Genomic DNA, 20,959 nt, shown 5'->3' on the forward strand with positions numbered 1-20,959 from the left:
GGTAAGATCAACCATTTAATCCGCTTACCCCAAAATAATAATATCGTCGGCGCCAACATTATGAAGATCATCTTCTTTGACAATAACGCGTAATGTACCTATCGCTTTACCTTGGTTTAGAGGCAGGTAGGGGAAATTTTTAATCAAACTTTCTTGGGTAATAAAAGGAACTTTGCTTTGCTCGGCAACGGTTTCCTGCCATAAAGAATTGGTTTTATAACGCAACGGAGCGTAGAAACTGTCTTTCAGACGGCCTGCCGCCAATTTCAACAATTCAGGTGTGATTTTGTCTCCTTCCCAAAACTCATAAACATATTCTTGAGTACTATTCTGCCAACTGATAGTACCCAACAGATAACGCCGGTTAGGACTACGGTATTGTTGATTCAATTCAGTTTTTGACAGCATGGGTTTCAAGATGGTAGCCAGATAGTGCTCATGCAGCCGAAATTTGGGAGTATTGATGTAGTCTGTACGGTTATTATTTTCACGATCGATGAGGAAAAGGATATGAGGAATTTCATATTCACTACCTTGCTCATAAATACGCGACAGTAAGTCAAAATCAGCTTGGTTTTTGATTGCAGATAATGCAGGAATTTGTGTTTTAACTGGGGTGGCTACAGTTTGACGCTTTTCAGACTCGTAATTAAGAAGGCTTACGCGCCGTTGGTGCAGCCATGTCGGCTGTCTCAGCTTCAGGACGGCACGCTGAAAGTAAAAACAATATTGGGAGGTAAAAAGCAGGCTTCATGATGTTATCGGTTATCTAAATCAGATGAAAAGAAATATACCTATGGTAAAAATCTAGGGGCTGACGTAGATTAGCGGTTATGCTAGGCTACGAAAATACAGATAACCAATTGTAAATTAAGCAAGAGAGTTCAAAAGAAACTACTTGAATTTTTTGTACTCCAAGTTACCGCCCGTTCCGCTGCCGATATTTTGGGCATTCAGCCCAACTCCGCTATTCTGTTCTACCGCAAAATTCGTATGGTTATCAGCCATTATCTGGCCTTGGTTGCCGATGAGGTTTTTGAGAGCTCTGTTGAGCTGGACGAAAGTTATTTCGGCGGAAGGCGTAAAGGCAGACGTGGTCGCGGCGCAGCAGGAAAAGTAGTTGTCTTTGGCATCCTGAAACGCAACGGACGGGTCTATACCGTTGTCGTAGATAATGCCAAATCTGATACTTTGATGCCTGTTATCAAACAGAAAATCATGCCGGACAGCATTGTTTACACGGATAGCCTGAGCAGCTATGACAAGCTGGACGTAAGCGGTTTTATCCATTACCGTATCAACCATTCCAAGGAATTTGCAGACCGTCAGAACCACATTAACGACATTGAGAATTTTTGGAATCAGGCAAAACGCGTCTTGCGTAAATACAACGGAATTGATCGCAAATCCTTCCCGCTGTTCTTGAAAGAATGCGAATTTCAGTTTAACTTCGGCACACCGTCTCAACAGCTTAAAATCCTGCGAGATTGGTGTGGAATTTAGGGCTAATCTACGTCAGCCCCATTATTTATCCAGCTACGTCATACTATATTTTGCGTTTTTGAAGTGGTTTTAGTGCTATCTTGTGGTTTCTAAACTTGCAAAAATCGCCTATTTATTTTATAAATGCAAACCATTTTTATTCAAATAATAAGGTTGTGTAATGAAAAAGAAAGCGATTGCCTGTGTAATAGGGGCGGTTTTTTCCGGACAGTTATATGCGGCTCAGATGCCGGTGGCTCAGGCAGAAATAGAGCCTGTGGTGGTTACGGCCGACCGTAATGCGCAAACCTTGGATAAAGCGGCGCCGAATGTGTCGGTTATCGGACGCAAAACCTTGAATCAAGCCTCGGCACAGAATTTAGACGATATCGTGATGTATGAATTCGGCGTCAGCGTGCCGTCAGACAACAATCGCCGCGGTCATGCGGGTATCAATATCCGAGGCATAGACGGCAACCGCATTCTGATGATGGTGGACGGCGTACGCATTCCCGAATCTTATGCAGGCGGCGGTTCCAACGGCGCGATTTCGGGACGCGATATGGTCGAAAGCGACATGCTCAAGCAGGTCGATATTGTCAAAGGCCCTTATTCCGCGCTGTACGGTAGTGATGCGCTTGGCGGCGTGGTGAACATGGTGACGCTCTCACCGAGCGATTTTGTCGATGCGGGCAAACGCGGGTATTTCGGTTTAAAACACAGCTACCGCGGCCGTGACCGCAGCCATGGCGTGACGGCGACTGTGGCAGGTTTCCATGAAAACGCCGAAGGTCTGCTGATGCTGACGCGCCGTCAAGGTCATGAAACCGAAAACATGGGCAGCGATACCAGCTACTCGACTGCGCGTACTGCCACCAACCCTCAGAAAAACAATGCCTATAATATCTTGGCGAAAGGCAATATCGGCAACGAACGCCACCGCTTGGAAACTTTGTACGAACAGTATTACCACGCCAACGATACCGTATTGGCAAACGGCTTGGGTTCGCAATCGCGCGGGCCGGTAACCATCGCAACATCTGAGAGCAACGCCCGCGACCGTATCCGCCGTCAACGTATCGAAGCAGGCTACCGCTACACTGGCGAAGGCCGTCTGAAAGAAGCCAACCTGACTGCCTATCAGCAAAAACTGCGTACGGAAGACGATGCCGTCGATGCGAGCATTACGCGTATGGGCACGCGCCAATTAGGTAACTCGACCCGTTATTCCGACTACGGTTTCAATCAGACCATACGCGGGCTGAACGGACGCAGCGTATGGGAATTTGACGGCGCGGTCAAACAAACCGTCGTTGCCGGCGCCGAATACAAACACACCGAGACCGCCCGTCCGCGCGACAGCCTGACAGTGGACAATCTGACCGGTGCCGTCAGCAAAGTTTATGCAGGCAGCACCTATCCGAATAAAACTTTCCCCGACAGCAAGCGCAAAACGTTCAGCGTTTACGCACAAGACAGCCTGACTTTCGGCAACGGCATCGTCCTGACACCGGCCTTGCGTTACGAAAAAGACAAGCTGAACACTTCGACCGATCAAGCCTATCTCAACGCCAACCCCAGCGGAACGGCGACGCGCTTTAGCGATTCCGCGTTTACACCCAGCCTGCGCCTGAGTGTACCGATGGGTGAGCAGTTCACCAGTTTTGCCACTTATTCCCAAGGCTTCCGTACGCCGCCGTTTGACAGTGCGACCATGGCGTTTGCCAATACGACCTACGGCTATGCCGTCATTCCCAATGCCAACCTCAAATCCGAACGCTCCAACAGCTTTGAATTGGGGATGAAGTTCAAAAACGAACGCACCCGTGCGCAAGTTACCGCGTTCTACAACCGTTATCGAAACTTCATCGACCGCACCGAAGTCGGCACTGCCTCCATAGGCGGTCGCCCGATTATCCAGTACCAATATCAAAACCTTGATCACGTCAAAACCTACGGTGCCGAAGCCTCTGCCGCCTACAAATTCCTGCCGGGCTGGCAAGTCTCCGGCAGCATCGCTTGGATGCGTGGCAAGCAGCAAGACGGCACGCCGCTGGATTCCGCCTACCCGCTCAACGGCGTTTTGGGCGTGGACTACGCGCAAGAAAAATGGGGGGGCGATACCAAACTGCGCTGGTCGAAAAAACACAGCCGCGTCAGCAGCGACAGCATTTTCCAAGCGCCGGGCTACGGCGTATGGGATGTCGGAGCGTGGTACAAGCCGTCTAAAAACGTCGAAATCGGCGCGAACATTTACAATATCGGCAACAAAAAATACTGGCAACACGCAGACGTCGCCGGCATGAGCCGCTCAAGCGTGATGGATTTGTACACCGAAACCGGCCGCAATTTCGCCGCAACCGTACAACTGAAGTTCTAATGTGATTTAACCGTTTTCAGACGGCCTGAGAAAGCGAGCAGGCCGTCTGAAAGCATTCGACAAGGAAAATAAATGAAACTCAAACTCCTTCTGCTTTCCGCACTTATTTCGTTGACCGGCACTGCACACGCGCAACGCATCGTCGTGTTGACCCCCGATACGGCAGACATCGTTGCCGCGCTCGGCGCATTGGACGAAATCGTCGGCCGCGATCAGACCGTTCAAAATCCGGCATTGAAAAACAAGCCCAGTATCGGCATTCATCGCCGCCTGACGGTTGAACCGATTGTGGCCGCCAAACCCGACATCGCCATCGGTTCATGGATGGCGCAGCCTGCCGATATTTTTACCCACCTGCAAAAAGCAGGCATTAAAGCCGTCAATGTTGCGCCCGATGACAGCATCGCCGCCTATCCGCAAAGTATCCGCAACATCGGTCAGCTTATCGGTAAAAGCGCGCAGGCGGATAAGTTGGCCGGTAAGTGGCAGGCGGATATGAAACAACAGCCTTCCAGCGGCAAACGCTACCTCTTCAGCTACGACGGGCGCATCGTATCGGGCAAAAACACTGCCGCCGACGAAATCATCCGCCGCGCCGGCGGTATCAATGCCGCAGCCGCCATTGACGGTCTCAAACCGATGACGCGTGAGGCATGGATTGCGGCCAAACCCGATATCATCATTATTGCCGACCACAACACCGCTATGATAGGCAACGTCAAAACCTTTGCCGCACGCCCCGAAATCGCCGGCTCGCCTGCCGCGAAAAACGGCAAGATTTATTTGTGGAAGGCCAACGATATGTTCCGTTATGGTCTGGATACGCCACAAGTGATTCAGCGTTTGCATGGTTTGGCGAAATAAACGCACCTGTTTTGAAAACTCTGCCCGATTTTTGTTTTCAGACGGCCTCGATTTGTTCCTTCTTGTTGAGTAGGAAGCAAAACGGTTGTCTTAAAAATGCCGTCTGAAACCGTCCCTCAATCCGCTTAAACCGCATGATGTCATGAAACCGCATATCCTTACCCTCTGCCTGCTGCTTACTGCCGCCGCCGTTTATTTGTGCTGCGGCATCGGCTTTGGCGCGTGGGAGTCGCCGTTGGCGATGGATGAAACCGTCCGCCAAATTCGTTTACCACGCATCTATACCGCGCTTTTGGTTGGAGCCGGTTTGTCCGCTTCGGGGGCGGCATTACAGGCTTTATTTGAGAACCCGCTGGCCGATCCGAGTTTAATCGGGACGTCGGGTGGGGCGGCCTTGGGCGTAATTGTGTTATTGGCTTTGGGCGGTGGCGAGATGGGTGTGCCGGGCGCGGCTTTTCTCGGTGCATTGGGTGTGTGCCTGCTGATTTTGGCGGTGCATAAACTGCTCGGCGGCGGTACTTTGGGATTGCTGGTGTTGGGGTTTGTGTTGAGCGCGTTTTCGGGCGCGGTGGTCAGTATGATTTTGTTTTTATCTGACGATTTGGTATTGCGCAGCGCGACCACATGGCTGTCGGGCAGCCTTGCCGAAGCCGGTTTCTCATCGCCTGTCGCGGCAATCGCGGTCATGTTGCCCGGTTTTCTGATTTTGCTGTCGGCAGGCAGGCGGCTGGACGTTTTGATGACGGGCGAAGACACGGCTGCCAGTATGGGGGTGTCGGTCGGGGCATTGCGTGTGCAAACCGTAATCGGCGCGGCATTGATGACGGGGGCGGCGGTATCGCTTTCGGGCATCATCGGTTTTCTCGGCATGATGATCCCCAATGTGCTGGCGCAAACCGTCGGCGGCAGTCGCCGCAAACTGATTACGCTGTCGGCTTGGTTGGGCGCAGTATTTTTGATGGTGGTGGACGGCGCGGCGCGCTGGCTAACATACCCTGTCGATCTGCCGGTTGGTATCGTGATTGCCTTATTGGGCGGACCATTTTTTATGTATTTGTTTATCAAGCCTTTGAAAAGCCGTTGATGCCTAAACAGGCCGTCTGAAACTTCATTGCACCATATCTTTTGCCATGCATACCTTATTTCAAATCCGTAATCTTTCCGTCCGCGTCCAAGACAAAACCCTGCTTGAAATCGATCAACTGGATATACCTTCGGGCATGACCGTCATTATCGGCCCGAATGGTGCGGGTAAATCTACTTTACTGCGTGCCTTAATCGGGCAAACAGGGCAGGGGAAAATCACTCTTTTCGGTGAGGCCATTGCGCCGCAAATCCGTGCGGGCAGGGTGGCATGGGTCGGGCAGCATGGCCGTTACAATATGCCGATGACCGTACGCGAATACATTGCGTTGGCGTCATTCGTACAAAAAGGCCGTCTGAACCATGAATGGTCGGACGAGTTGCTCGATTATTTTGATTTGACAGCATTGGCGGATAAGCGTATCGGCAAGCTCTCAGGCGGCGAACAGCAACGCGCCAACATCATCCGCGCCCTGTTGCAAAATGCGCCGGTCTTGCTTTTGGACGAACCGTGCAACCATCTCGATATCCGCCACCAACACCGCCTGATGCAGTATTTGGTCGGGCATTCAAGCCGTGCCTCATCAATAATGGTATTGCACGATTTAAACCTCGCCGCGCGTTATGCGGAACATATTATCTTGATGAATAAGGGAAAAGTCATTGCATCAGGCAAGGTGGGCGAAGTGATGCGCCCCGACTTGCTTGAATCGGTTTACGGTTGGCAGATACGCCGTTGCGAAGATGAAGCAGGGTTTTATTTCAGAAGCTGAGCGCCAACAGGCCGTCTAAAAAACGATAAAGAAAATTTATTTTATCGTTCAAAAATCAAACGAGATGGGAGGATGTTCCCGACTTGAAGAACCAAATTTTACACATTTCACAAGTAAAATGCCGATTTCCATCAAATAGAAATACATTTAATTATTTATAGAATACAATATTTTAAAATAATACTGATTTTTAATTACTCAAAATTATTGACAAGAAAACGATGATGGTTATTTAATATATCAATCTTATTAATAATTTTTATTAATCATTATCATGGTACAGCAGCTTGTTTGGACTCCGAAACAATCCGCGCCCAAGGCATTTCCCGAACGTCAGGCATTGATGCCGGTTTGGGGCGGCGTTCCAATGCCGCGTCCCCAATGGCAGAACATTTGGAAGAAAAAGCTTCCCCATGCCACCGATGTGGACGCGCTTGCTTATCTGCATATTCCATTTTGCGCCAACCATTGCGTTTTTTGCGGCTTCTACCGTAATGCGTGGAAGGATAGCCAAAGCAGCGTGTACACCGACAAAATTATCGAAGAAATGGCCGCTGAAGCTGAAGTCCGTACAGGCAAGGGCAAAATCCGAGCCGTTTATTTCGGGGGTGGTACGCCGACCGCGTTGCTTACGGAGGACCTTGTCCGCCTGATTTGTGCCTGCTACCAATATCTACCGCTTGCCGAAGACTGCGAGTTCACCATCGAAGGGCGCATGAGCCATTTCGATTTGGAAAAAGCACAGGCTTGTCTCGAAGCAGGGGCCAACCGTATTTCCATCGGCGTGCAAACCTTCAATACCGCCATCCGCCGCCGTCTCGGTCGCAAACACAGCGGCGACGAGGCGTTTGAATATTTGGCAAAATTGTGCGAACTCGATGCCGTGATTGTCGCTGATTTGATGTTCGGCCTACCCAATCAAACCGATGAAGTTTGGCAAAACGATATCGCCCGCGCCGCCGAGCTGCCGCTGTCCGGTTTGGATACGTATGCGTTCAACCTTTATCCCATGCTGCCCATCAACCGCATGATTGAAAAAGGCGCATTTCCGACACCGCCGGGTTTCGATATTCAGGCAGACCAATATGCCTACACGGTTGAAACACTGCTGGAAAAAGGCTGGGAACATGTCAGCAACAGCCACTTCGCCTATCCCGGCCGCGGCGAGCGCAACCGCTACAATACCCTGATCAAATCTGACATTCCCTGTTTGGCGTTCGGCTCCGGCGCAGGGGGTAACTTCGGCGGTTTCAGCTATCAGGTGCAGGGCGATTTGGAGAGTTATCTTGCTACGCCGAAAGGCGAGAAAAACATCGCGTTTATGAGCGGCCATAGTCCAAATAAAGCACTGCTCAGCAAAGTTCAGCACGATATTGAAACAGGCCGTCTGAATCCATTATTGTTTGACGGCAACAAAGCAGCGCAAAAGCTGATTGCCCAATGGCAGGAAATGCAGCTTTTTAAAGAACCTGATTCAGACGGCATTATCCGTTTGAATACCAGTGGCCGTTATTGGTCGCCCACCCTTATCCGCAAACTCATGCTCACTCTTCCAACTCAAGAAAAGGATCAAACCATGCAAAAACTTTCAGCCGAACAACAAACCATGTTGCGTCAATCATTGGAAAAAAATCCCGGCCAAGTACTGGAAATGCTGGCCGCGCAAAACCAATGCAGTTTTGAAGACGTTATCCGCTGCCTGCCTGAAGAGAACGTGCGCCAAACCGAAGGCAGCCGCATAGTCGAAATTCTCCAAGCCGTTGCCGCATGGAATGAATCCGTTACCTTCATCGCCCACACCCCCGATGCCATCGTCGAAGTCAGCGGCAAACTGCCTAACGGCAAAGTCGGCCGCGGCTTCTACAACTTTGACCATCCCGAAACCGACGGCGGCGTACACGGCCACATCTACTATGAAAACTGCGCCTCCATCTACCTTTTGGAACGCCCGTTTATGGGTAAAGCCACTTGCTCGCTCAACTTTATCAACCGCAACGGCGGCGCCATGTTTAAAATTTTCGTCGGCCGCGATGAAGCAGGCGAGTTGAAACAACATCAAATCGAAGCCATGCGAAAACTGTTTGATGCCGCTTAAACGGTTTCAGACGGCCTGAAAATCCGTTCCTTGCCGCGTAGAGGAGCGGATTTTCTAACAATAAACATCTACCATACAAAGGAGCCCCAAACATGCAACTCATCTTCGGAGCCAACGGCCCGTCCGGCCGCGCCTATATCCGCACATTGACTGACTCAGCCGATACCGTCGCCGTATTAAGAAAGCCGTCTGAAGACAGTTTTTTTGTCGAACACAATATTCAAACCGTTGTCGCCGATGCGCTTGATGCCGACGCGCTCGATAAAGCGTTGGCACAATACCATCCTGATACCGTGATCAGTTTTGTCGGCGGCAAAAACGAAGAGGGTATCCGCAGCGATGCGCTGGGCAATATCAACATTATTGCCGCCACGAAAGCCGCCAATCCGCAAGCCCGCTTTGTACTGATTACCAGCATGGGCTGCGGTGAACAATGGGACATGATGAGCGAGCCGTTCAAACAGGCACTAGGTGAAGCCGTCCGTGCCAAAACAGAAGCCGAAATCTATCTCAAACAAAGCGGTTTGAATTGGACTATCTTGCGCCCCTGCGGCCTTGCCGATGGCGAAGATAATGCCTATACCTTGACACAAAATGCCCAAGAAATTCCGCAAAAATACATGACACGCAACGGCTTGGCCGCTGCCGTTGCTGCCATTGTTGGCCAAGCGGACAGCAAGGGCGAAACGTATAGCGTTGGTGCGGCATAACCGGATTGAATAGATTGCCCACTTTCCATTGTTAAAGTTGGAGTAGGTAATTGATTAGCAGCCGATCAAACAATAAAGGATTTGCTGAGAAAAGACTGGGAGATATAAATAAAAGGCCGTCTGAAACATTTCAGACGGCCTTTGATTTCTTGCTTTATTCTCCAAATACTGCCCGATCGAAACGTTCAATATAGGCGACTAAATTTGCTTTGGTTCTTGCATATAGCGCAATTTCAGTGTCGATGGGGGTAAGAATCAGGTTTGCAACAACAGGCACGATGGCCACATCAACGGAGGTTAATTCTTCGCCGAAAAAGTAGCGTTTTGTGCCTAAGTAGTTGCTAATGGCGTCTAAATCTCCTTTTCCAAAAGCGTAAATATCGGATTGCGTGTGTCTTCCGATACCATGTCCGTACATTTCTTTTTTCGCGTTTTCCTGTAACACAGCAAAAATCGCTTCGGCTTGTTCGGTCGGCATACCATCAAACATTGCCTTCATCATAAATGGTTTGCCGAGAGGATCGACGAAACGGTTATATACGCCCATCCAATATAAATGTTCTTCTGTCATACGGCGAAAGGCTTCAGCAATCGCTTTTTGTTCAGGCGTTAAATGTTTATCTAAATCAATGCCGTAGGTTTCGGTTAGATAACGCTGAATGAGAGAGCTATCAGGGATCAACTTCTCACCATCTTGCAATACCGGAACTTTGCCTTTAGGCATTTTGCTAAGATCGGCAACATATTCTTTTTCGAAATCTAAGCCGGATAAACGCAGCATCGCTTCGGTTTTCCAGGCGAAAGGTGATGGACTGCGAATTTTACCTTCACCAGGTAAAGTAAATAATTTAAGCATTTTGTTTTCCTTTCATTATTTGTTATTCAAATACGGTTCTACAATAGTCCAAACAGCCGGGAAGTTCAAGACAAATACCGGATGTGGCGCATTAGGGATAACGGATAAATCGGCATTCTGTGTCATGCGATAGGCGTTGATGACTGTATCCAAGGGTGCATTGGCATCGTCTTCGCCAACCACAAACAACACCGGCGATTGGATCTTACCAAATGTCTCTTTGCCAACTTGGGTGTTGTCATAATTTTTCTGCGCATTGTCAAACCACGTTGCCGTTTGTTGTAGGTTGGGGCGAATGCTTTGTTGCATTTCCCAATAACTTGGATCTAACTGGCGGATTTGTTCATAGCTTGCACGTTTATTTCCCCCGCCTTGAATAAAACCACGTTTCCATTCGCCGGCACCGATAGCAATAATTTTGGCTGCCTGTTCGGGATAATCGGCAGCAAAGGTGAGGGCGGTATAAGCGCCGTCTGAAAAGCCGAGCAAATCCACTTTACCGTTAATTTGTGCGGCTTTTAATACGGCAAGCACATCAGCCGCTTTTTGTGCATAAGTTGGCGCAACACTGCCGACTTCAGATTTGCCATGACCGCGTGTACTGATGGCGATGACTTCATGATTTTGGCTTAAACGGTCAATAAACTCGCCCATTTCAGCTGTTGAACCCACTAATCCGCCATGCAAAACAATTACAGGTGAGCCTTTGCCATAGCGTTCAAAATAAATTTTCGCCCCATCACTTGCCGTCGCATAACGACCAACTTTTTCATTGTTCCCATAAGGCACTTGGCTATGGTAGGCAGTTTCATTTTGTCCAAAATAGCGCAACGGTTCACCGGCAAAACTGCTCGTTGCAAGAGTGGCGAAAAGTACGCTAAACCCTAATTTTTTAAATGCTTTCATGCTGTTCTCCTGAGTAAAGTGCGGTCGTTTTTTTAGGGTTTTGATGATACGCGCAGGTTACATGTCATATTCGGGTTTACGTAACAGGTTCTCTACATTTGGCTCAATTTCTTTGTCCCAAACCTTTTCTTTCCATTCATCATCCGGAATTTCAGTGTAGGCAATAGTGATGAATTCTGCAGGCGTGTTTAGACGCTCGCTGGCAAAAGCCGTTAAATCATCTGCAAAGGCTTGCAATTCCTGTTCAGACAGGTTCTTTGGACAACATTTGATATTGATATGTGGCATAAAGTACTCCTTGCTTCATCTGTTTGTAATGAAATATATTGTATATTACTTTAATTAACTTGATAATCTATCAAATTAAATAAACAGTTTTAAGAAAGGCTTTATAATGGAGCAATTCAAACTTATCTATATTTTTGCCACCGTGCTGCAATACGGCAGTATGAATGCCACCGCGCCGCATTTGGGCATGACCGCCAGCGCAATCAGTCAAGCCATTCGCAAGCTGGAAAATCATTACGGCGTCAAATTGCTTAACCGCACCACACGCAGCCTCACGCCGACGGCAGAAGGGCGGCAGTTGCAGCAATACGCCCGTCAATTAACCGACTGGCACGATGCCGTTGAGCGCGAAATGGGTATTTTGCAAACCGAACCGGAAGGTGAAGTCCGCATCAGCCTACCGACCGGTTATAGCGCGGTTGAACCGATGAAACGTACCGTGCAAACCTTACGACATCGTTACCCAAAAATTCGCTTAATACTCAATGAAAACAACCGCTTGGTGGATTTGCAAAACGATACCGATATCGCTATCCGCGTTGTTTTACATCCTGACGATCCCGACAGCATCGCGCGCCCGTTGGCACAATGGCAAACCTTGATTTGCGCTTCACCAGACTATTTGCGTGAACACCCCATTGCCCAGCCGCAAGATTTACTCAATGCCGACTGGCTTAATCACAATAGCAATGTCCTGCTACACGCATTCAAGTGTTTAGGGCTACCGGAAACGCTGCCCGAAAATCGCACCGATTGCCCAGATTCTTCACTGGTCGCACGAGAATATGCCTGTGCCGGCATGGGGTTGGCGGTGTTGCTTTCTGGCGATGTGGCGCCTTTGATAGAAAATGGTCAGTTAAGCATTGTATTACCTGAACACACACTTCCCACCCGCACCCTTTATGCCACCACCGCACATCGCACCCAATCAGCAAAAGTACGCACCGTATTGGATTGCTTAATGCGTTGTTTTGGTGAAGAAAAGGGATTGATAAAAAGTGCTGGAAATTGACCGCACTTTGTTATTAAAAAGGCCGCCTGAAATTTCAGACGGCTTTTACTTTTAACGCATCCACAATCAACTTAAACACATTGGAATGCCCGCGGCGGCTGGGGTAATAGAGGTAAAGCGGATCGTAAGTGATGGCATACTCGGGTAACAGCTCAACCAACTGCCCAGAATGGAGTGCGTCTGCGGCGATGATATGTGGCAGCCAAGTGATGCCAAGGCCGTCTGAAACGGCTTGCAGGCGCAGATGATTGTTGATAGAAAACTGCGATTTTGGTGTGAACGTAATCAGCTTTTTTTTATATTTGAATTCCCATTGAATTTCCGTGCCGTGTTCGGCGGAGAGCTTCGCACCGATAAGGCGGTGCTGCTGCAAATCATCAATATTTTTCAGCGAACCGTATTGCGCCAAATAATCGGGCGAGGCGACCAATACCATTTTGAACGGCGCAGAAATCGGTACGGCAATCATCTCTTTCGCTACCTTGTTACCTAACCGAACGCCCATATCAAATCCTTCTTTCACAATATCTGCCCAACGATCGTCCACCACGATTTCCAAGCGGATTTTCGGGTATTGGTTCAAAATCGGCTTTAATTTTGGATACAACACGGCTTCCGCTGCCATCGCCGGGGCGTTGATGCGAATCAATCCCGATGGCGTATTCAAAAAATCATTTAATGCATCGACTTCTTGGTTTATGGCTTGATAAAGTGGGAAAAGTTGATCGAAAAGCTGTTGCCCGGCTTCGGTCAGCGATACATTGCGTGTAGTGCGGTTGAACAGACGCAAATTTAGCCGCATTTCTAAATTTTTCATGCTATGACTCAACGCCGAAGAAGAAATCCCCAAAAGTTGCCCCGCTTTCACAAAACTCTGCGTTTGCGCCAGTGTTAAAAAATAATTCAGTTCGTTAAAGTTCTGCATTTTCTCTTTAAACTCTTTTTTATTAGTGAATTTAATTCATTACATTATAAAGATAAACCCTATTTATCTCAATAAAAACAAATCATAAAATGACTTCAACTTCTGAGAATAAACAGAAGACAATATCCGTAAACATCACATCCTTTTTTTATAAATTATTTATTCTAGGAGTAAAAATGAACATTTTATTATTAAACGGTGGTAAAGCTTTCGGTCATTCTCATGGTGAGTTAAACCACACGCTTCACAAAAAAGCAAAAGAAGTTTTGACCGCACTTGGACACAATGTAAAAGAAACTGTGATTGATGCTGGCTATGATGTTGAGGCAGAAATCGAAAAATTCTTGTGGATGGATGCCGTGATTTGGCAGATGCCTGTTTGGTGGATGCACGAGCCTTGGACAGTGAAGAAATACATAGACGAAGTATTTATCGCTGGACACGGCAAGCTTTACCACAGTGATGGCCGTCATCGTGTCAGCCCGACCGAAGGCTTCGGTACAGGTGGTTTATTGCAAGGCAAAAAACACATGCTTTCGCTTACTTGGAATGCGCCGATTGAAGCGTTCACCCGTGAAGGCGACTTCTTTGAAGGCAAAGATGTGGATGCTGTGTACATGCCTTTCCACAAACTCAACGAGTTCATCGGTTTGACCCGTCTACCGACATTTACATGTAACGATGTAGTTAAAAATCCACAAGTAGAACAATACTTCGCAGACTACCAAGCACATTTGAAAAAAGTGTTCGGTTAATGATAAAACATCAACTTGAAGCGGTGGGCTTTTGCCCACCATTTTGTCAGTCGCTAATTGGTACGAAATATGGCAAATCCGTGGCGCAAGTGATTACCCGCTGGCTGGTGGAACGTGGCATCATTGTATTGGCAAAATCCACCAAACCCGAACGTATGGCGGAAAACCTGAATGTCTTTGATTTTGCTCTCAGCGATGAAGACAAGCTGAAATTGCCAAACTGGACAGCACGTTCGCCGCCATCGTCAATCACGACACGGTGGATAATTTGAAGCGCATCTCCGCGTGGAAAATGGGCGTGTAAGTGTAGCGAAAAACCATCTGCAATTCATCATATGAAAGGACAAAACATGATTAACGGGTTAGATATCGAACGTTTCCGAACCACCATGGCAGCGGTTGAAAACGACCATGCAAAAGGCAAGGCAGTATTACGCGCCGATTCGCGCTGGGTATCCGGCACGAAGAATGAAATCTCCGTGCGCCGCTTCCCTGCCTTTACCACAGACGAACCGAAAAACATGGGCGGTGAAAACGCCGCCCCAAATCCGGTGGAATACCTGATCAGCGCTGCGGCAGGCTGCTGCTCCATAGGTTTCGAGTTGCAAGCAGCATTGGCAGGCGTGAAACTGGAACAGTTTGAAATATCCGCAAGCGGCGGTATCGACATGGCCAAACTGTTCGGCATGGAAGATGGCTACGGCGGACTGGATAATCTGGTGCTAACCATAAAAGTAAAAGCCGACGCCGACCTTCCTACCCTGCAAAATTTCGCCGACCGCTCAGCCGCCACCTCCCCAGTGTTGAACAGCCTGAAAGCGCGGGCAAAAGTGGTTGTGGAAAAAATCTAGACGACTCAAAACGTTTTCTTGTTTTCATTTCGTTAAAAGCCCCTTTTCTGGACAACTAGAAAAGGGCTTAATCGCTCAAAGGAGTACATGGCATGCAACAACTGCACACTTTGAAAGACATCGAACAGGCCATCGCCACATACCCTTTAGTATCACTGTACATCAAAGCCCCAATCTGCGGTGTTTGTACGGTCGTGGGCGCCCAGCTTGACTCAGCTTTGGCGGAGGAAGGAAATGTGTATGCCGTAAAAGCCGATATTGCTGAAATACCCGAAATGACCGGACGTTTCCACGTGCTGACCGTACCTGCATGGCTGCTGTTTTATCAAGGCAAGGAAGTAGAACGGATGGCCCGCTTCATCCCTCAGGCACAGATGAAGCAGACATTGGCAAAATGGACAAAAGTAGCAGAAAGCGGATATCAGTAACCGGTCTATCAATGTTTCAGACGGCTGCGGTCTTGATAAAGATTTCTTGGTAGGCGTAAAACTCAATTCGGCGGACTTCCAAAAAGGCGGTTTTGACGAAAGCGAATCGGTGCAGGTAGTACAAAAACTGTCAGAAATGGGCATTGATTTTATTAAGGCAGAAATCACCCAATCCTTATGCAACGAGCTCTGGGAAAAACTCGGCAATGGTGAAATCGGCAAACCGATTATTCATCAAGTATTTGATTTTAAATACGTAGCAAAAGCCCATATAGAAATGGACAAAGGCACGCATATTGGGAAAGTGATGTTGGATTTCACTTTGCTCAATCAATAAGGAGTAACACCATGAAACTTTCCATTCTCAATCTTGCCCCCGTTCGTGAAGGGCAAACTTATTTGCAAGCGGTCGATTCGATGGTGAATCTTGCAAAACACGCGGAGCGCATTGGCATTGAGCGCTATTGGATTGCTGAGCATCATAATATGAAAAATTTGGTGAGTTCAGCGACCGCACTTTTAATTCAACATACGCTAGCCAATACGAAGACCTTGCGCGTTGGCTCGGGCGGCGTGATGTTACCGAATCATTCGCCTTATGTGGTGGCCGAGCAATATGGCACACTGGAGACGCTTTATCCAAACCGTGTTGAACTCGGTTTAGGACGTGCGCCAGGAACTGATATGCAAACGGCTGCGGCACTTCGTCGAGGACGAAAAAGTCTGGATTTCCCTGCGGAAATTGCGGAACTTCGCGGTTACTTTAAAGATTCTAACCCTGTTTCTGCATATCCTTCTGCCGGCTTGAATATACCGTTTTATATTTTAGGATCTAGCACTGAAAGTGCCTATCTTGCGGCAGAACTTGGCTTGCCTTATGCATTTGCTTCACACTTTGCGCCACGTATGATGGAAATGGCAGTGGAGATTTACCGCAAAAACTTCAAACCTTCTACCTATCTTGCTGAACCTTATGTCATCTTAGGTGTGAACGCGATTGTTGCAGAAACCGATAACGAAGCGAGACAACTCGCGACGACACAAACACTATTTTTCTTAAATATAGTGACTAATGCGCAACAAAATTTACAACCACCGATGGCGTCAGAAGAAGACGTTTGGAAAGCCCAAATGCATGCCCAAAAGAAACCACACTTTGGCCCAGTCGATTTTGAGGAAATCCCGATTTACAATCAAGAGCGTGCCGTAGTGGAACAAATGACTGCTTGTTCGCTTATCGGTAGTCCTGAAAGTGTGGAATTTCAACTCAAGCAACTGCGTGAACGGGTACATTTTGATGAAATTATGGCGGTGAGTTATATTTTTGATGAACAAAAACAAGCCCAATCTTATACGATGTTAAAATCGATTGTGGATAAGCAATCGTGATAAAAACATGGCGAGATCATCTCGCCATGTTTTATGCCTAAACCATTTTCGACAATAACATCTCCTTCAACTTGTTATACACCCACACCACTCGCTTGGTCATCCACACTTTTGAGCTTATCAATTCCCACCCGCCAATCAATCACAATGTCGGAGTAGGGCTCAAGTGCGGTCAATAATTCAAACAGAATTTCATCGTTATAAGCATTGGCGGCAGGGTGTACCACACCTTGCATTGCTTTTTCTTTTACATTGTTTTTAGCAAATAGCCGTTCGCTTTCCGCCAAATATTGCGTCGCTTTCGGCAAAAATTGTTCGCCAAATTCAGTGAGCTTGATGTTTCGCGTGTTACGTTTGAACAAACTTTCACCTAATAAGGCTTCGAGATCGGCGATCATTCTTGTGACGACTTGAGGCGAAACGGCGAGCCGCTGGGCGGTTTCACGAAAATTAAAGGTTTCGGCAGCGGAGCAAAAATAGCGAAGGGCTTCTAGTTTATTCACTATTATTCCTTTTTTCAGAATAGTTTATTCTTATTTTATTAATTTTTAAGTCAGAATACTAGGGTTATACTGCATCAAAGTGTTGAATGAAGACATTACCGGCCAAGTAAACAAAGATCGTAATGTGCTAACTGGCGACAGCCCGCTGGCATCAAATAATCTTGGAATTTTAGCGGCAGATGCGTTGTTGAAAAAAGTAGCTAGCTTGGGTTAATTCATTCAATCTAGTCCAAACAAAAAAACAGTCCGCAACTTTAAAGTGAAGTTGCGGACTGTTTTTTTTTGTTTTACATCGGTGGTCCGAAAAATAGCCATGGCGAACTATTTATAATGGCTGGTTCTACGATAGCGGTATCAACCAAGAAGGTTGGCGCGGTTGGAAACTGACAGATTCACAAACCGCCGAGCCAAACGCACGCAATATCGTGCTTTCCAAAGGGTCGATGACGTATTACTTTATAACGCCGAAGGCGCAGAAGAGTTCTCCCGTTTCTTTGCGATTCCAGGTTTGAACCACTGTGATGGCAGCGTCGATTTGCGCTTATATAAGTAATTGTACTACTGAAGAAACAGGAGTTAGCAGACTAAAATCGTAGAGTTATGAATTTAACATAATATAAATTAATTTCCTTTTCCCTATTCTTCTACAAATTCCGCTGTTTTGTTCCTATATGTCAAATGAGAATTAATGATACTCTAGAGAGTGTGCTCATAGTACTCCAATTTTTAGTATAAAATCAATAGGTTTTAAGAGAGATTTGGCTGTAACTCTACCACTTAATTATTGAGTAGTAGTAGGGTTGAGGGTAGAAAACTTATTACGATACTAAGTACCTTCAACTCATAGCATATAGCTAATTTATAAAGGCCATCTGAATATCAGACGGCCTCCTGTCTATTAGAATTTAGACATTGTAAATTTCTTCGTTCTTAACATTTTCTTAAGGCTTCCGCTTCAGTCGTACCCGGAGGGTTTATACCAAAAAAAGCTGAACCATCCTTGTAACTTGAGACAACTAATACGATCGATCTAAAAAAAAACTTGCTCAAACTGAAATCAAAATAAAGCCATCGTTAACACCGAGATTTGGAAAGCTACGTGAAGGCTTTTCAAATAGTACGAAGCATTTTACTTTCAGGACAAGCTTTGAGTTGGAATAGATCATTTGTTCTTATAGATGAGATTTTCAGGTTTTTTGTCGGGAGAAATAAGAAGTTTATCAAGGTATTCGGGGTCATGCCAGTCATCCCAAGGTGCTAGACTAAAATAAGCTTTAATAAAACCATCAATAATAGCTGAACCTTCGGTATTAATACCAATAATATTTCCTTGTTCAATTAAGTCAATATTAGGAAAATATTGCTTCAGTATATTTTTATTTACTATACCTTTTTGAATAATTGGCCAGAATCCTTTATCTAACGATTCTTCAGTAATAAACATAGCAGCAATAATATCGTTTTTATCTATTTTTATATCTTCATATAAAGGAAGGTTTTTTGAGGAAATTTTCATTTTGGTAATTAAGCAGGCTACACCTATCCAATCATATTTTCCAAGAATCTGTCCAACAGCTAAAAAATCATCTTCTATGGGAATGCCAAAATAATCGCCTACCTGCCATTTCTGTTTTTTTCTTGCCATTTTTTAAAGTTCCTTTCTGTAATTCAATAAGGCATGGGAATTTTTCCACCTGCTGCACGGTAGCGAGGTTCAGACATCTGATGACGTTTATTGGCCAAAGGTCCTCCTCGACTCTTGATACCGCCTTGTAATCTAATGTGATCTTCTTCCAATCGGTCTAGACATTGACCAGATTTAGTTTGCCCAAGTAAGGTAAACCTGTGAGTTGCTCTGAATGCTCTATTATGTTCTCTTTGCCTGGCAAAATATCTTATTGAGGATTTGGCTCGGCCTACATATTTTTCGCCAGTTTTAGGATGTGTCCTCAGATAAACAATTCCACAAGTACCTGGCGGACAATAGCAGGGGTCAGTTTTCTCTGATTCTGGTTTGCTACATACTCCTTATGGCCTCTAGAGGCAATTACTGCTGTTGCCGCCTAAAAGGCGGCTCGGATGCCTTGTTCAACATTGTAATAAATTATATTTCATTTGTAGAAAATATATTATCTTCTATATAGCAGTTTTGAAAAGAGCAATTAGATATTAAATTATCTTGTATATGCATTGATCTGAATACACAATTAATAAATGTGCAATTAGTAAATTTTGTATTACAAACTATTGCCGTAATAAAAGAACAATTAATAAAATTACAATTAGTAAAGGAACTATAGCTTATGAAAGCGCCACGAAATGAACAGAAAAAAAATTTAAGACTTCCAATTTCCCTATGGGATATTTCGTATCTGTGAAAATCAATATTATCCATATGGATTAACTGTCTAGAAATTAAGACATCTAATTCTTTTGTTTCGATTTTAATTAGAGACTTTGTAATATTTTTAAGTAATTCTTGAATGTCATTTGATATCATTTTTATTACCACCAATCTATAGGGTCTAGTTGTATATCTCTCAAAGGTATTCTTGGTTTAGATAATGGAGCAGTTCCTGGTGTACTGGCAGGTATTTGATTACACAATAATCCGGCTACCATTCTATGGTTACCATCTACAATAGTATTTCCATCCATTTTAACTGGAGGGGCAATACTACCTTTTTCAATCAATGCTGTGTATCTCGCAGCAGCAGGGATGGAAACACTTTTTTGTAATGTTAGATAAGATGTTTTCGCTGTAACCATTGTTGTCTGCTATTGCATCTAAACATTTCTTACGTTTTTTTTCTTCTTGGCATTTTCCTGTACATGTATCGCTCTCCGATGATGCAACGACACCTGTTGCGGCAGCTCCAAGCCCCCATATGCAATCCATTTAGGCAATGCCGCATCAGTGGGGTCTGGAGTCATTGTATCAATTACAATCATAGACAATGCCCATTTGGATATGCTAACAGCATTTAATCCCCAAGGATCCATCATATTTTGTATATTTGTCGAAAATTGATAAAAGTTACTTCCACCTCCCAACCCAATCGGATCCTGATTTACAAACCGACCCACATCAGGCTCATAATACCTGAAGAAGTTGTAATACAACCCCGTTTCACGGTCGCAATACTAGTTCTGTAATCGGAATGGTTGGTATGCGCTATCCGTTACCTTGGTTTCCTCTTTCAGAAGGCACCAGCCGGTGTAGTTGTCGAACCACAAGAGGTTACCGTCCTTATCGGTCATCTCTCTTGGGATGCCGATTTGGTCGCAGTGGAAGTAGTAGATTTGTTGGCGGCTTTCGCCCTCGGCATTGGTGTGGTTGTGTACCTGTGCCAAGGGTTCGTAGCTGTCGGGATCGGTGTAGATATAGGTATATCTGCCGTTCGGGTGGATTTCTTGCAAGAGGTGGCTGCCGTCCCAAACGAAGCGGGTTTGGTTTTCGAGGTCGTTCCCGCTTAAATCATGCTGGAATGATGTTTCTGAAACTTCTTCGTTTTTCAAACAGCCTTTGCCTATCCTTCTGCCCAAGGCGTCGTAGCTGTAGGCCCAAGTCTCTTTCGTGCCGTCTTTTTTGAAGATTTCTACTTTAACCAGTTGGTCATGCAGGTCGTAGAAATAGTTCTGCACTTCGCCGTCGGCCA

Annotated in this window: 23 protein-coding genes and 2 pseudogenes; 15 read left to right on the forward strand and 10 right to left on the reverse strand. The window is 46.3% G+C overall.

Annotated features, from left to right (window positions below):
• Nucleotides 1-24: 24 nt before the first annotated feature.
• On the reverse strand, nucleotides 25-408 hold the full coding sequence (locus tag HMPREF2952_RS11525) for a hypothetical protein (protein ID WP_283120701.1): 384 nt from the start codon (nucleotides 406-408) through the stop codon (nucleotides 25-27).
• A 441-nt stretch (nucleotides 409-849) separates the two neighbouring features.
• Here HMPREF2952_RS11525 and HMPREF2952_RS06395 point away from each other — a divergent pair, with 441 nt between their 5' ends.
• From HMPREF2952_RS06395 to HMPREF2952_RS06425, 7 genes are all read left to right on the forward strand, one after another.
• Nucleotides 850-1,503, forward strand: a complete 654-nt coding sequence (locus tag HMPREF2952_RS06395) for an IS1595 family transposase (protein WP_004520552.1) — start codon at nucleotides 850-852, stop codon at nucleotides 1,501-1,503.
• A gap of 160 nt (nucleotides 1,504-1,663) precedes the next feature.
• Nucleotides 1,664-3,862, forward strand: a complete 2,199-nt coding sequence (locus HMPREF2952_RS06400) for a TonB-dependent hemoglobin/transferrin/lactoferrin family receptor (protein ID WP_070695410.1) — start codon at nucleotides 1,664-1,666, stop codon at nucleotides 3,860-3,862.
• A 72-nt stretch (nucleotides 3,863-3,934) separates the two neighbouring features.
• The gene (locus tag HMPREF2952_RS06405; protein WP_004520550.1) at nucleotides 3,935-4,726 is read left to right on the forward strand and encodes a heme/hemin ABC transporter substrate-binding protein; all 792 of its coding nucleotides are present in this window, start codon (nucleotides 3,935-3,937) and stop codon (nucleotides 4,724-4,726) included.
• Nucleotides 4,727-4,868: 142 nt separating this feature from the next.
• The gene (locus HMPREF2952_RS06410) at nucleotides 4,869-5,810 is read left to right on the forward strand and encodes a FecCD family ABC transporter permease (protein WP_070625283.1); all 942 of its coding nucleotides are present in this window, start codon (nucleotides 4,869-4,871) and stop codon (nucleotides 5,808-5,810) included.
• 46 nt (nucleotides 5,811-5,856) lie between these two features.
• Complete coding sequence (locus HMPREF2952_RS06415) at nucleotides 5,857-6,582, forward strand: ABC transporter ATP-binding protein (protein ID WP_004520548.1); 726 nt, start codon at nucleotides 5,857-5,859, stop codon at nucleotides 6,580-6,582.
• A gap of 274 nt (nucleotides 6,583-6,856) precedes the next feature.
• Nucleotides 6,857-8,677, forward strand: coding sequence for a heme anaerobic degradation radical SAM methyltransferase ChuW/HutW (gene hutW / locus HMPREF2952_RS06420; RefSeq protein ID WP_004520547.1), 1,821 nt, complete (start codon nucleotides 6,857-6,859; stop codon nucleotides 8,675-8,677).
• A 92-nt stretch (nucleotides 8,678-8,769) separates the two neighbouring features.
• The gene (locus tag HMPREF2952_RS06425; protein WP_049336082.1) at nucleotides 8,770-9,387 is read left to right on the forward strand and encodes an NAD(P)H-binding protein; all 618 of its coding nucleotides are present in this window, start codon (nucleotides 8,770-8,772) and stop codon (nucleotides 9,385-9,387) included.
• A 154-nt stretch (nucleotides 9,388-9,541) separates the two neighbouring features.
• On the opposite strand, the gene HMPREF2952_RS06430 is transcribed toward HMPREF2952_RS06425, so the two are convergent.
• Genes HMPREF2952_RS06430 through pptA form a run of 3 tightly spaced genes read right to left on the reverse strand, consistent with a single transcriptional unit; the run spans nucleotide 9,542 to nucleotide 11,437 of the window.
• Entirely contained in the window at nucleotides 9,542-10,243 is a 702-nt protein-coding gene (locus tag HMPREF2952_RS06430) for a glutathione S-transferase family protein (protein ID WP_049336080.1), read from the reverse strand.
• A 15-nt stretch (nucleotides 10,244-10,258) separates the two neighbouring features.
• Nucleotides 10,259-11,149, reverse strand: coding sequence for an alpha/beta fold hydrolase (locus HMPREF2952_RS06435; protein WP_049336078.1), 891 nt, complete (start codon nucleotides 11,147-11,149; stop codon nucleotides 10,259-10,261).
• Nucleotides 11,150-11,206: 57 nt separating this feature from the next.
• Nucleotides 11,207-11,437: a tautomerase PptA gene (gene pptA, locus HMPREF2952_RS06440; RefSeq protein WP_004520543.1), complete on the reverse strand. Its 231-nt coding sequence runs from the start codon at nucleotides 11,435-11,437 to the stop codon at nucleotides 11,207-11,209.
• Nucleotides 11,438-11,543: 106 nt separating this feature from the next.
• Here pptA and HMPREF2952_RS06445 point away from each other — a divergent pair, with 106 nt between their 5' ends.
• Nucleotides 11,544-12,449: a LysR family transcriptional regulator gene (locus HMPREF2952_RS06445; RefSeq protein ID WP_004520542.1), complete on the forward strand. Its 906-nt coding sequence runs from the start codon at nucleotides 11,544-11,546 to the stop codon at nucleotides 12,447-12,449.
• Between the two features lie 34 nt (nucleotides 12,450-12,483).
• Here HMPREF2952_RS06445 and HMPREF2952_RS06450 read toward each other — a convergent pair whose 3' ends face one another.
• Entirely contained in the window at nucleotides 12,484-13,374 is an 891-nt protein-coding gene (locus HMPREF2952_RS06450) for a LysR family transcriptional regulator (protein WP_049336075.1), read from the reverse strand.
• Nucleotides 13,375-13,550: 176 nt separating this feature from the next.
• Here HMPREF2952_RS06450 and HMPREF2952_RS06455 point away from each other — a divergent pair, with 176 nt between their 5' ends.
• The 6 genes and pseudogenes from HMPREF2952_RS06455 (at nucleotide 13,551) to HMPREF2952_RS06480 (ending at nucleotide 16,797) form a co-directional block, all read left to right on the forward strand.
• Nucleotides 13,551-14,129 carry an NAD(P)H-dependent oxidoreductase gene (locus tag HMPREF2952_RS06455; protein ID WP_039862395.1) on the forward strand — a complete coding sequence of 193 codons (579 nt, stop codon included), beginning with the start codon at nucleotides 13,551-13,553 and terminating at the stop codon, nucleotides 14,127-14,129.
• Between the two features lie 56 nt (nucleotides 14,130-14,185).
• Nucleotides 14,186-14,433: pseudogene (locus tag HMPREF2952_RS06460) on the forward strand (aldo/keto reductase); the annotation flags it as partial.
• A gap of 46 nt (nucleotides 14,434-14,479) precedes the next feature.
• Nucleotides 14,480-14,980, forward strand: a complete 501-nt coding sequence (locus HMPREF2952_RS06465) for an OsmC family protein (RefSeq protein WP_224783358.1) — start codon at nucleotides 14,480-14,482, stop codon at nucleotides 14,978-14,980.
• Nucleotides 14,981-15,072: 92 nt separating this feature from the next.
• Entirely contained in the window at nucleotides 15,073-15,408 is a 336-nt protein-coding gene (locus HMPREF2952_RS06470) for a thioredoxin family protein (protein ID WP_004520536.1), read from the forward strand.
• 46 nt (nucleotides 15,409-15,454) lie between these two features.
• Entirely contained in the window at nucleotides 15,455-15,745 is a 291-nt protein-coding gene (locus tag HMPREF2952_RS06475) for a hypothetical protein (RefSeq protein WP_004520535.1), read from the forward strand.
• 11 nt (nucleotides 15,746-15,756) lie between these two features.
• Nucleotides 15,757-16,797, forward strand: coding sequence for an LLM class flavin-dependent oxidoreductase (locus tag HMPREF2952_RS06480; protein WP_004520534.1), 1,041 nt, complete (start codon nucleotides 15,757-15,759; stop codon nucleotides 16,795-16,797).
• A gap of 74 nt (nucleotides 16,798-16,871) precedes the next feature.
• Here the strand turns inward: HMPREF2952_RS06480 and HMPREF2952_RS06485 are convergent, their stop codons facing one another.
• Nucleotides 16,872-17,300: a LysR family transcriptional regulator gene (locus HMPREF2952_RS06485; protein ID WP_004520533.1), complete on the reverse strand. Its 429-nt coding sequence runs from the start codon at nucleotides 17,298-17,300 to the stop codon at nucleotides 16,872-16,874.
• Between the two features lie 79 nt (nucleotides 17,301-17,379).
• Between HMPREF2952_RS06485 and HMPREF2952_RS10980 the strand changes: the two genes are divergently transcribed.
• Nucleotides 17,380-17,514, forward strand: a complete 135-nt coding sequence (locus HMPREF2952_RS10980) for a hypothetical protein (RefSeq protein ID WP_004520532.1) — start codon at nucleotides 17,380-17,382, stop codon at nucleotides 17,512-17,514.
• A gap of 948 nt (nucleotides 17,515-18,462) precedes the next feature.
• On the opposite strand, the gene HMPREF2952_RS06490 is transcribed toward HMPREF2952_RS10980, so the two are convergent.
• From HMPREF2952_RS06490 to HMPREF2952_RS11240, 4 genes and pseudogenes are all read right to left on the reverse strand, one after another.
• A complete protein-coding gene (locus HMPREF2952_RS06490; RefSeq protein ID WP_004520529.1) occupies nucleotides 18,463-18,945 on the reverse strand; it encodes an Imm26 family immunity protein in 483 nt (160 codons plus the stop codon).
• 860 nt (nucleotides 18,946-19,805) lie between these two features.
• On the reverse strand, nucleotides 19,806-20,069 hold the full coding sequence (locus tag HMPREF2952_RS11235; RefSeq protein ID WP_141744544.1) for a hypothetical protein: 264 nt from the start codon (nucleotides 20,067-20,069) through the stop codon (nucleotides 19,806-19,808).
• 18 nt (nucleotides 20,070-20,087) lie between these two features.
• Nucleotides 20,088-20,432 (reverse strand): annotated as a pseudogene (locus tag HMPREF2952_RS11530) (RHS repeat-associated core domain-containing protein); the annotation flags it as partial.
• Nucleotides 20,433-20,444: 12 nt separating this feature from the next.
• Nucleotides 20,445-20,959 (reverse strand): RHS domain-containing protein (locus HMPREF2952_RS11240; RefSeq protein WP_283120702.1); only part of this gene is annotated, 515 nt, incomplete at its 5' end.

Source organism: Neisseria sp. HMSC068C12 (assembly GCF_001814095.1).
Classification (GTDB): Bacteria; Pseudomonadota; Gammaproteobacteria; order Burkholderiales; family Neisseriaceae; genus Neisseria; species Neisseria perflava.

Excerpts from the sequence above, each read along its gene's own strand:
- HMPREF2952_RS06470 (WP_004520536.1), top strand. The coding sequence starts at position 15,073 with ATGCAACAACTGCACACTTTGAAAGACATCGAACAGGCCATCGCCACA.
- HMPREF2952_RS11525 (WP_283120701.1), bottom strand. The coding sequence starts at position 408 with ATGCTGTCAAAAACTGAATTGAATCAACAATACCGTAGTCCTAACCGG.
- HMPREF2952_RS06445 (WP_004520542.1), top strand. The coding sequence starts at position 11,544 with ATGGAGCAATTCAAACTTATCTATATTTTTGCCACCGTGCTGCAATAC.
- HMPREF2952_RS06465 (WP_224783358.1), top strand. The coding sequence starts at position 14,480 with ATGATTAACGGGTTAGATATCGAACGTTTCCGAACCACCATGGCAGCG.
- HMPREF2952_RS06435 (WP_049336078.1), bottom strand. The coding sequence starts at position 11,149 with ATGAAAGCATTTAAAAAATTAGGGTTTAGCGTACTTTTCGCCACTCTT.
- pptA (WP_004520543.1), bottom strand. The coding sequence starts at position 11,437 with ATGCCACATATCAATATCAAATGTTGTCCAAAGAACCTGTCTGAACAG.
- HMPREF2952_RS11235 (WP_141744544.1), bottom strand. The coding sequence starts at position 20,069 with ATGGTTACAGCGAAAACATCTTATCTAACATTACAAAAAAGTGTTTCC.
- HMPREF2952_RS06415 (WP_004520548.1), top strand. The coding sequence starts at position 5,857 with ATGCATACCTTATTTCAAATCCGTAATCTTTCCGTCCGCGTCCAAGAC.
- HMPREF2952_RS06405 (WP_004520550.1), top strand. The coding sequence starts at position 3,935 with ATGAAACTCAAACTCCTTCTGCTTTCCGCACTTATTTCGTTGACCGGC.
- HMPREF2952_RS06490 (WP_004520529.1), bottom strand. The coding sequence starts at position 18,945 with ATGGCAAGAAAAAAACAGAAATGGCAGGTAGGCGATTATTTTGGCATT.
- HMPREF2952_RS06400 (WP_070695410.1), top strand. The coding sequence starts at position 1,664 with ATGAAAAAGAAAGCGATTGCCTGTGTAATAGGGGCGGTTTTTTCCGGA.
- HMPREF2952_RS06425 (WP_049336082.1), top strand. The coding sequence starts at position 8,770 with ATGCAACTCATCTTCGGAGCCAACGGCCCGTCCGGCCGCGCCTATATC.
- hutW (WP_004520547.1), top strand. The coding sequence starts at position 6,857 with ATGGTACAGCAGCTTGTTTGGACTCCGAAACAATCCGCGCCCAAGGCA.
- HMPREF2952_RS06455 (WP_039862395.1), top strand. The coding sequence starts at position 13,551 with ATGAACATTTTATTATTAAACGGTGGTAAAGCTTTCGGTCATTCTCAT.
- HMPREF2952_RS06410 (WP_070625283.1), top strand. The coding sequence starts at position 4,869 with ATGAAACCGCATATCCTTACCCTCTGCCTGCTGCTTACTGCCGCCGCC.
- HMPREF2952_RS06480 (WP_004520534.1), top strand. The coding sequence starts at position 15,757 with ATGAAACTTTCCATTCTCAATCTTGCCCCCGTTCGTGAAGGGCAAACT.
- HMPREF2952_RS06430 (WP_049336080.1), bottom strand. The coding sequence starts at position 10,243 with ATGCTTAAATTATTTACTTTACCTGGTGAAGGTAAAATTCGCAGTCCA.
- HMPREF2952_RS06450 (WP_049336075.1), bottom strand. The coding sequence starts at position 13,374 with ATGCAGAACTTTAACGAACTGAATTATTTTTTAACACTGGCGCAAACG.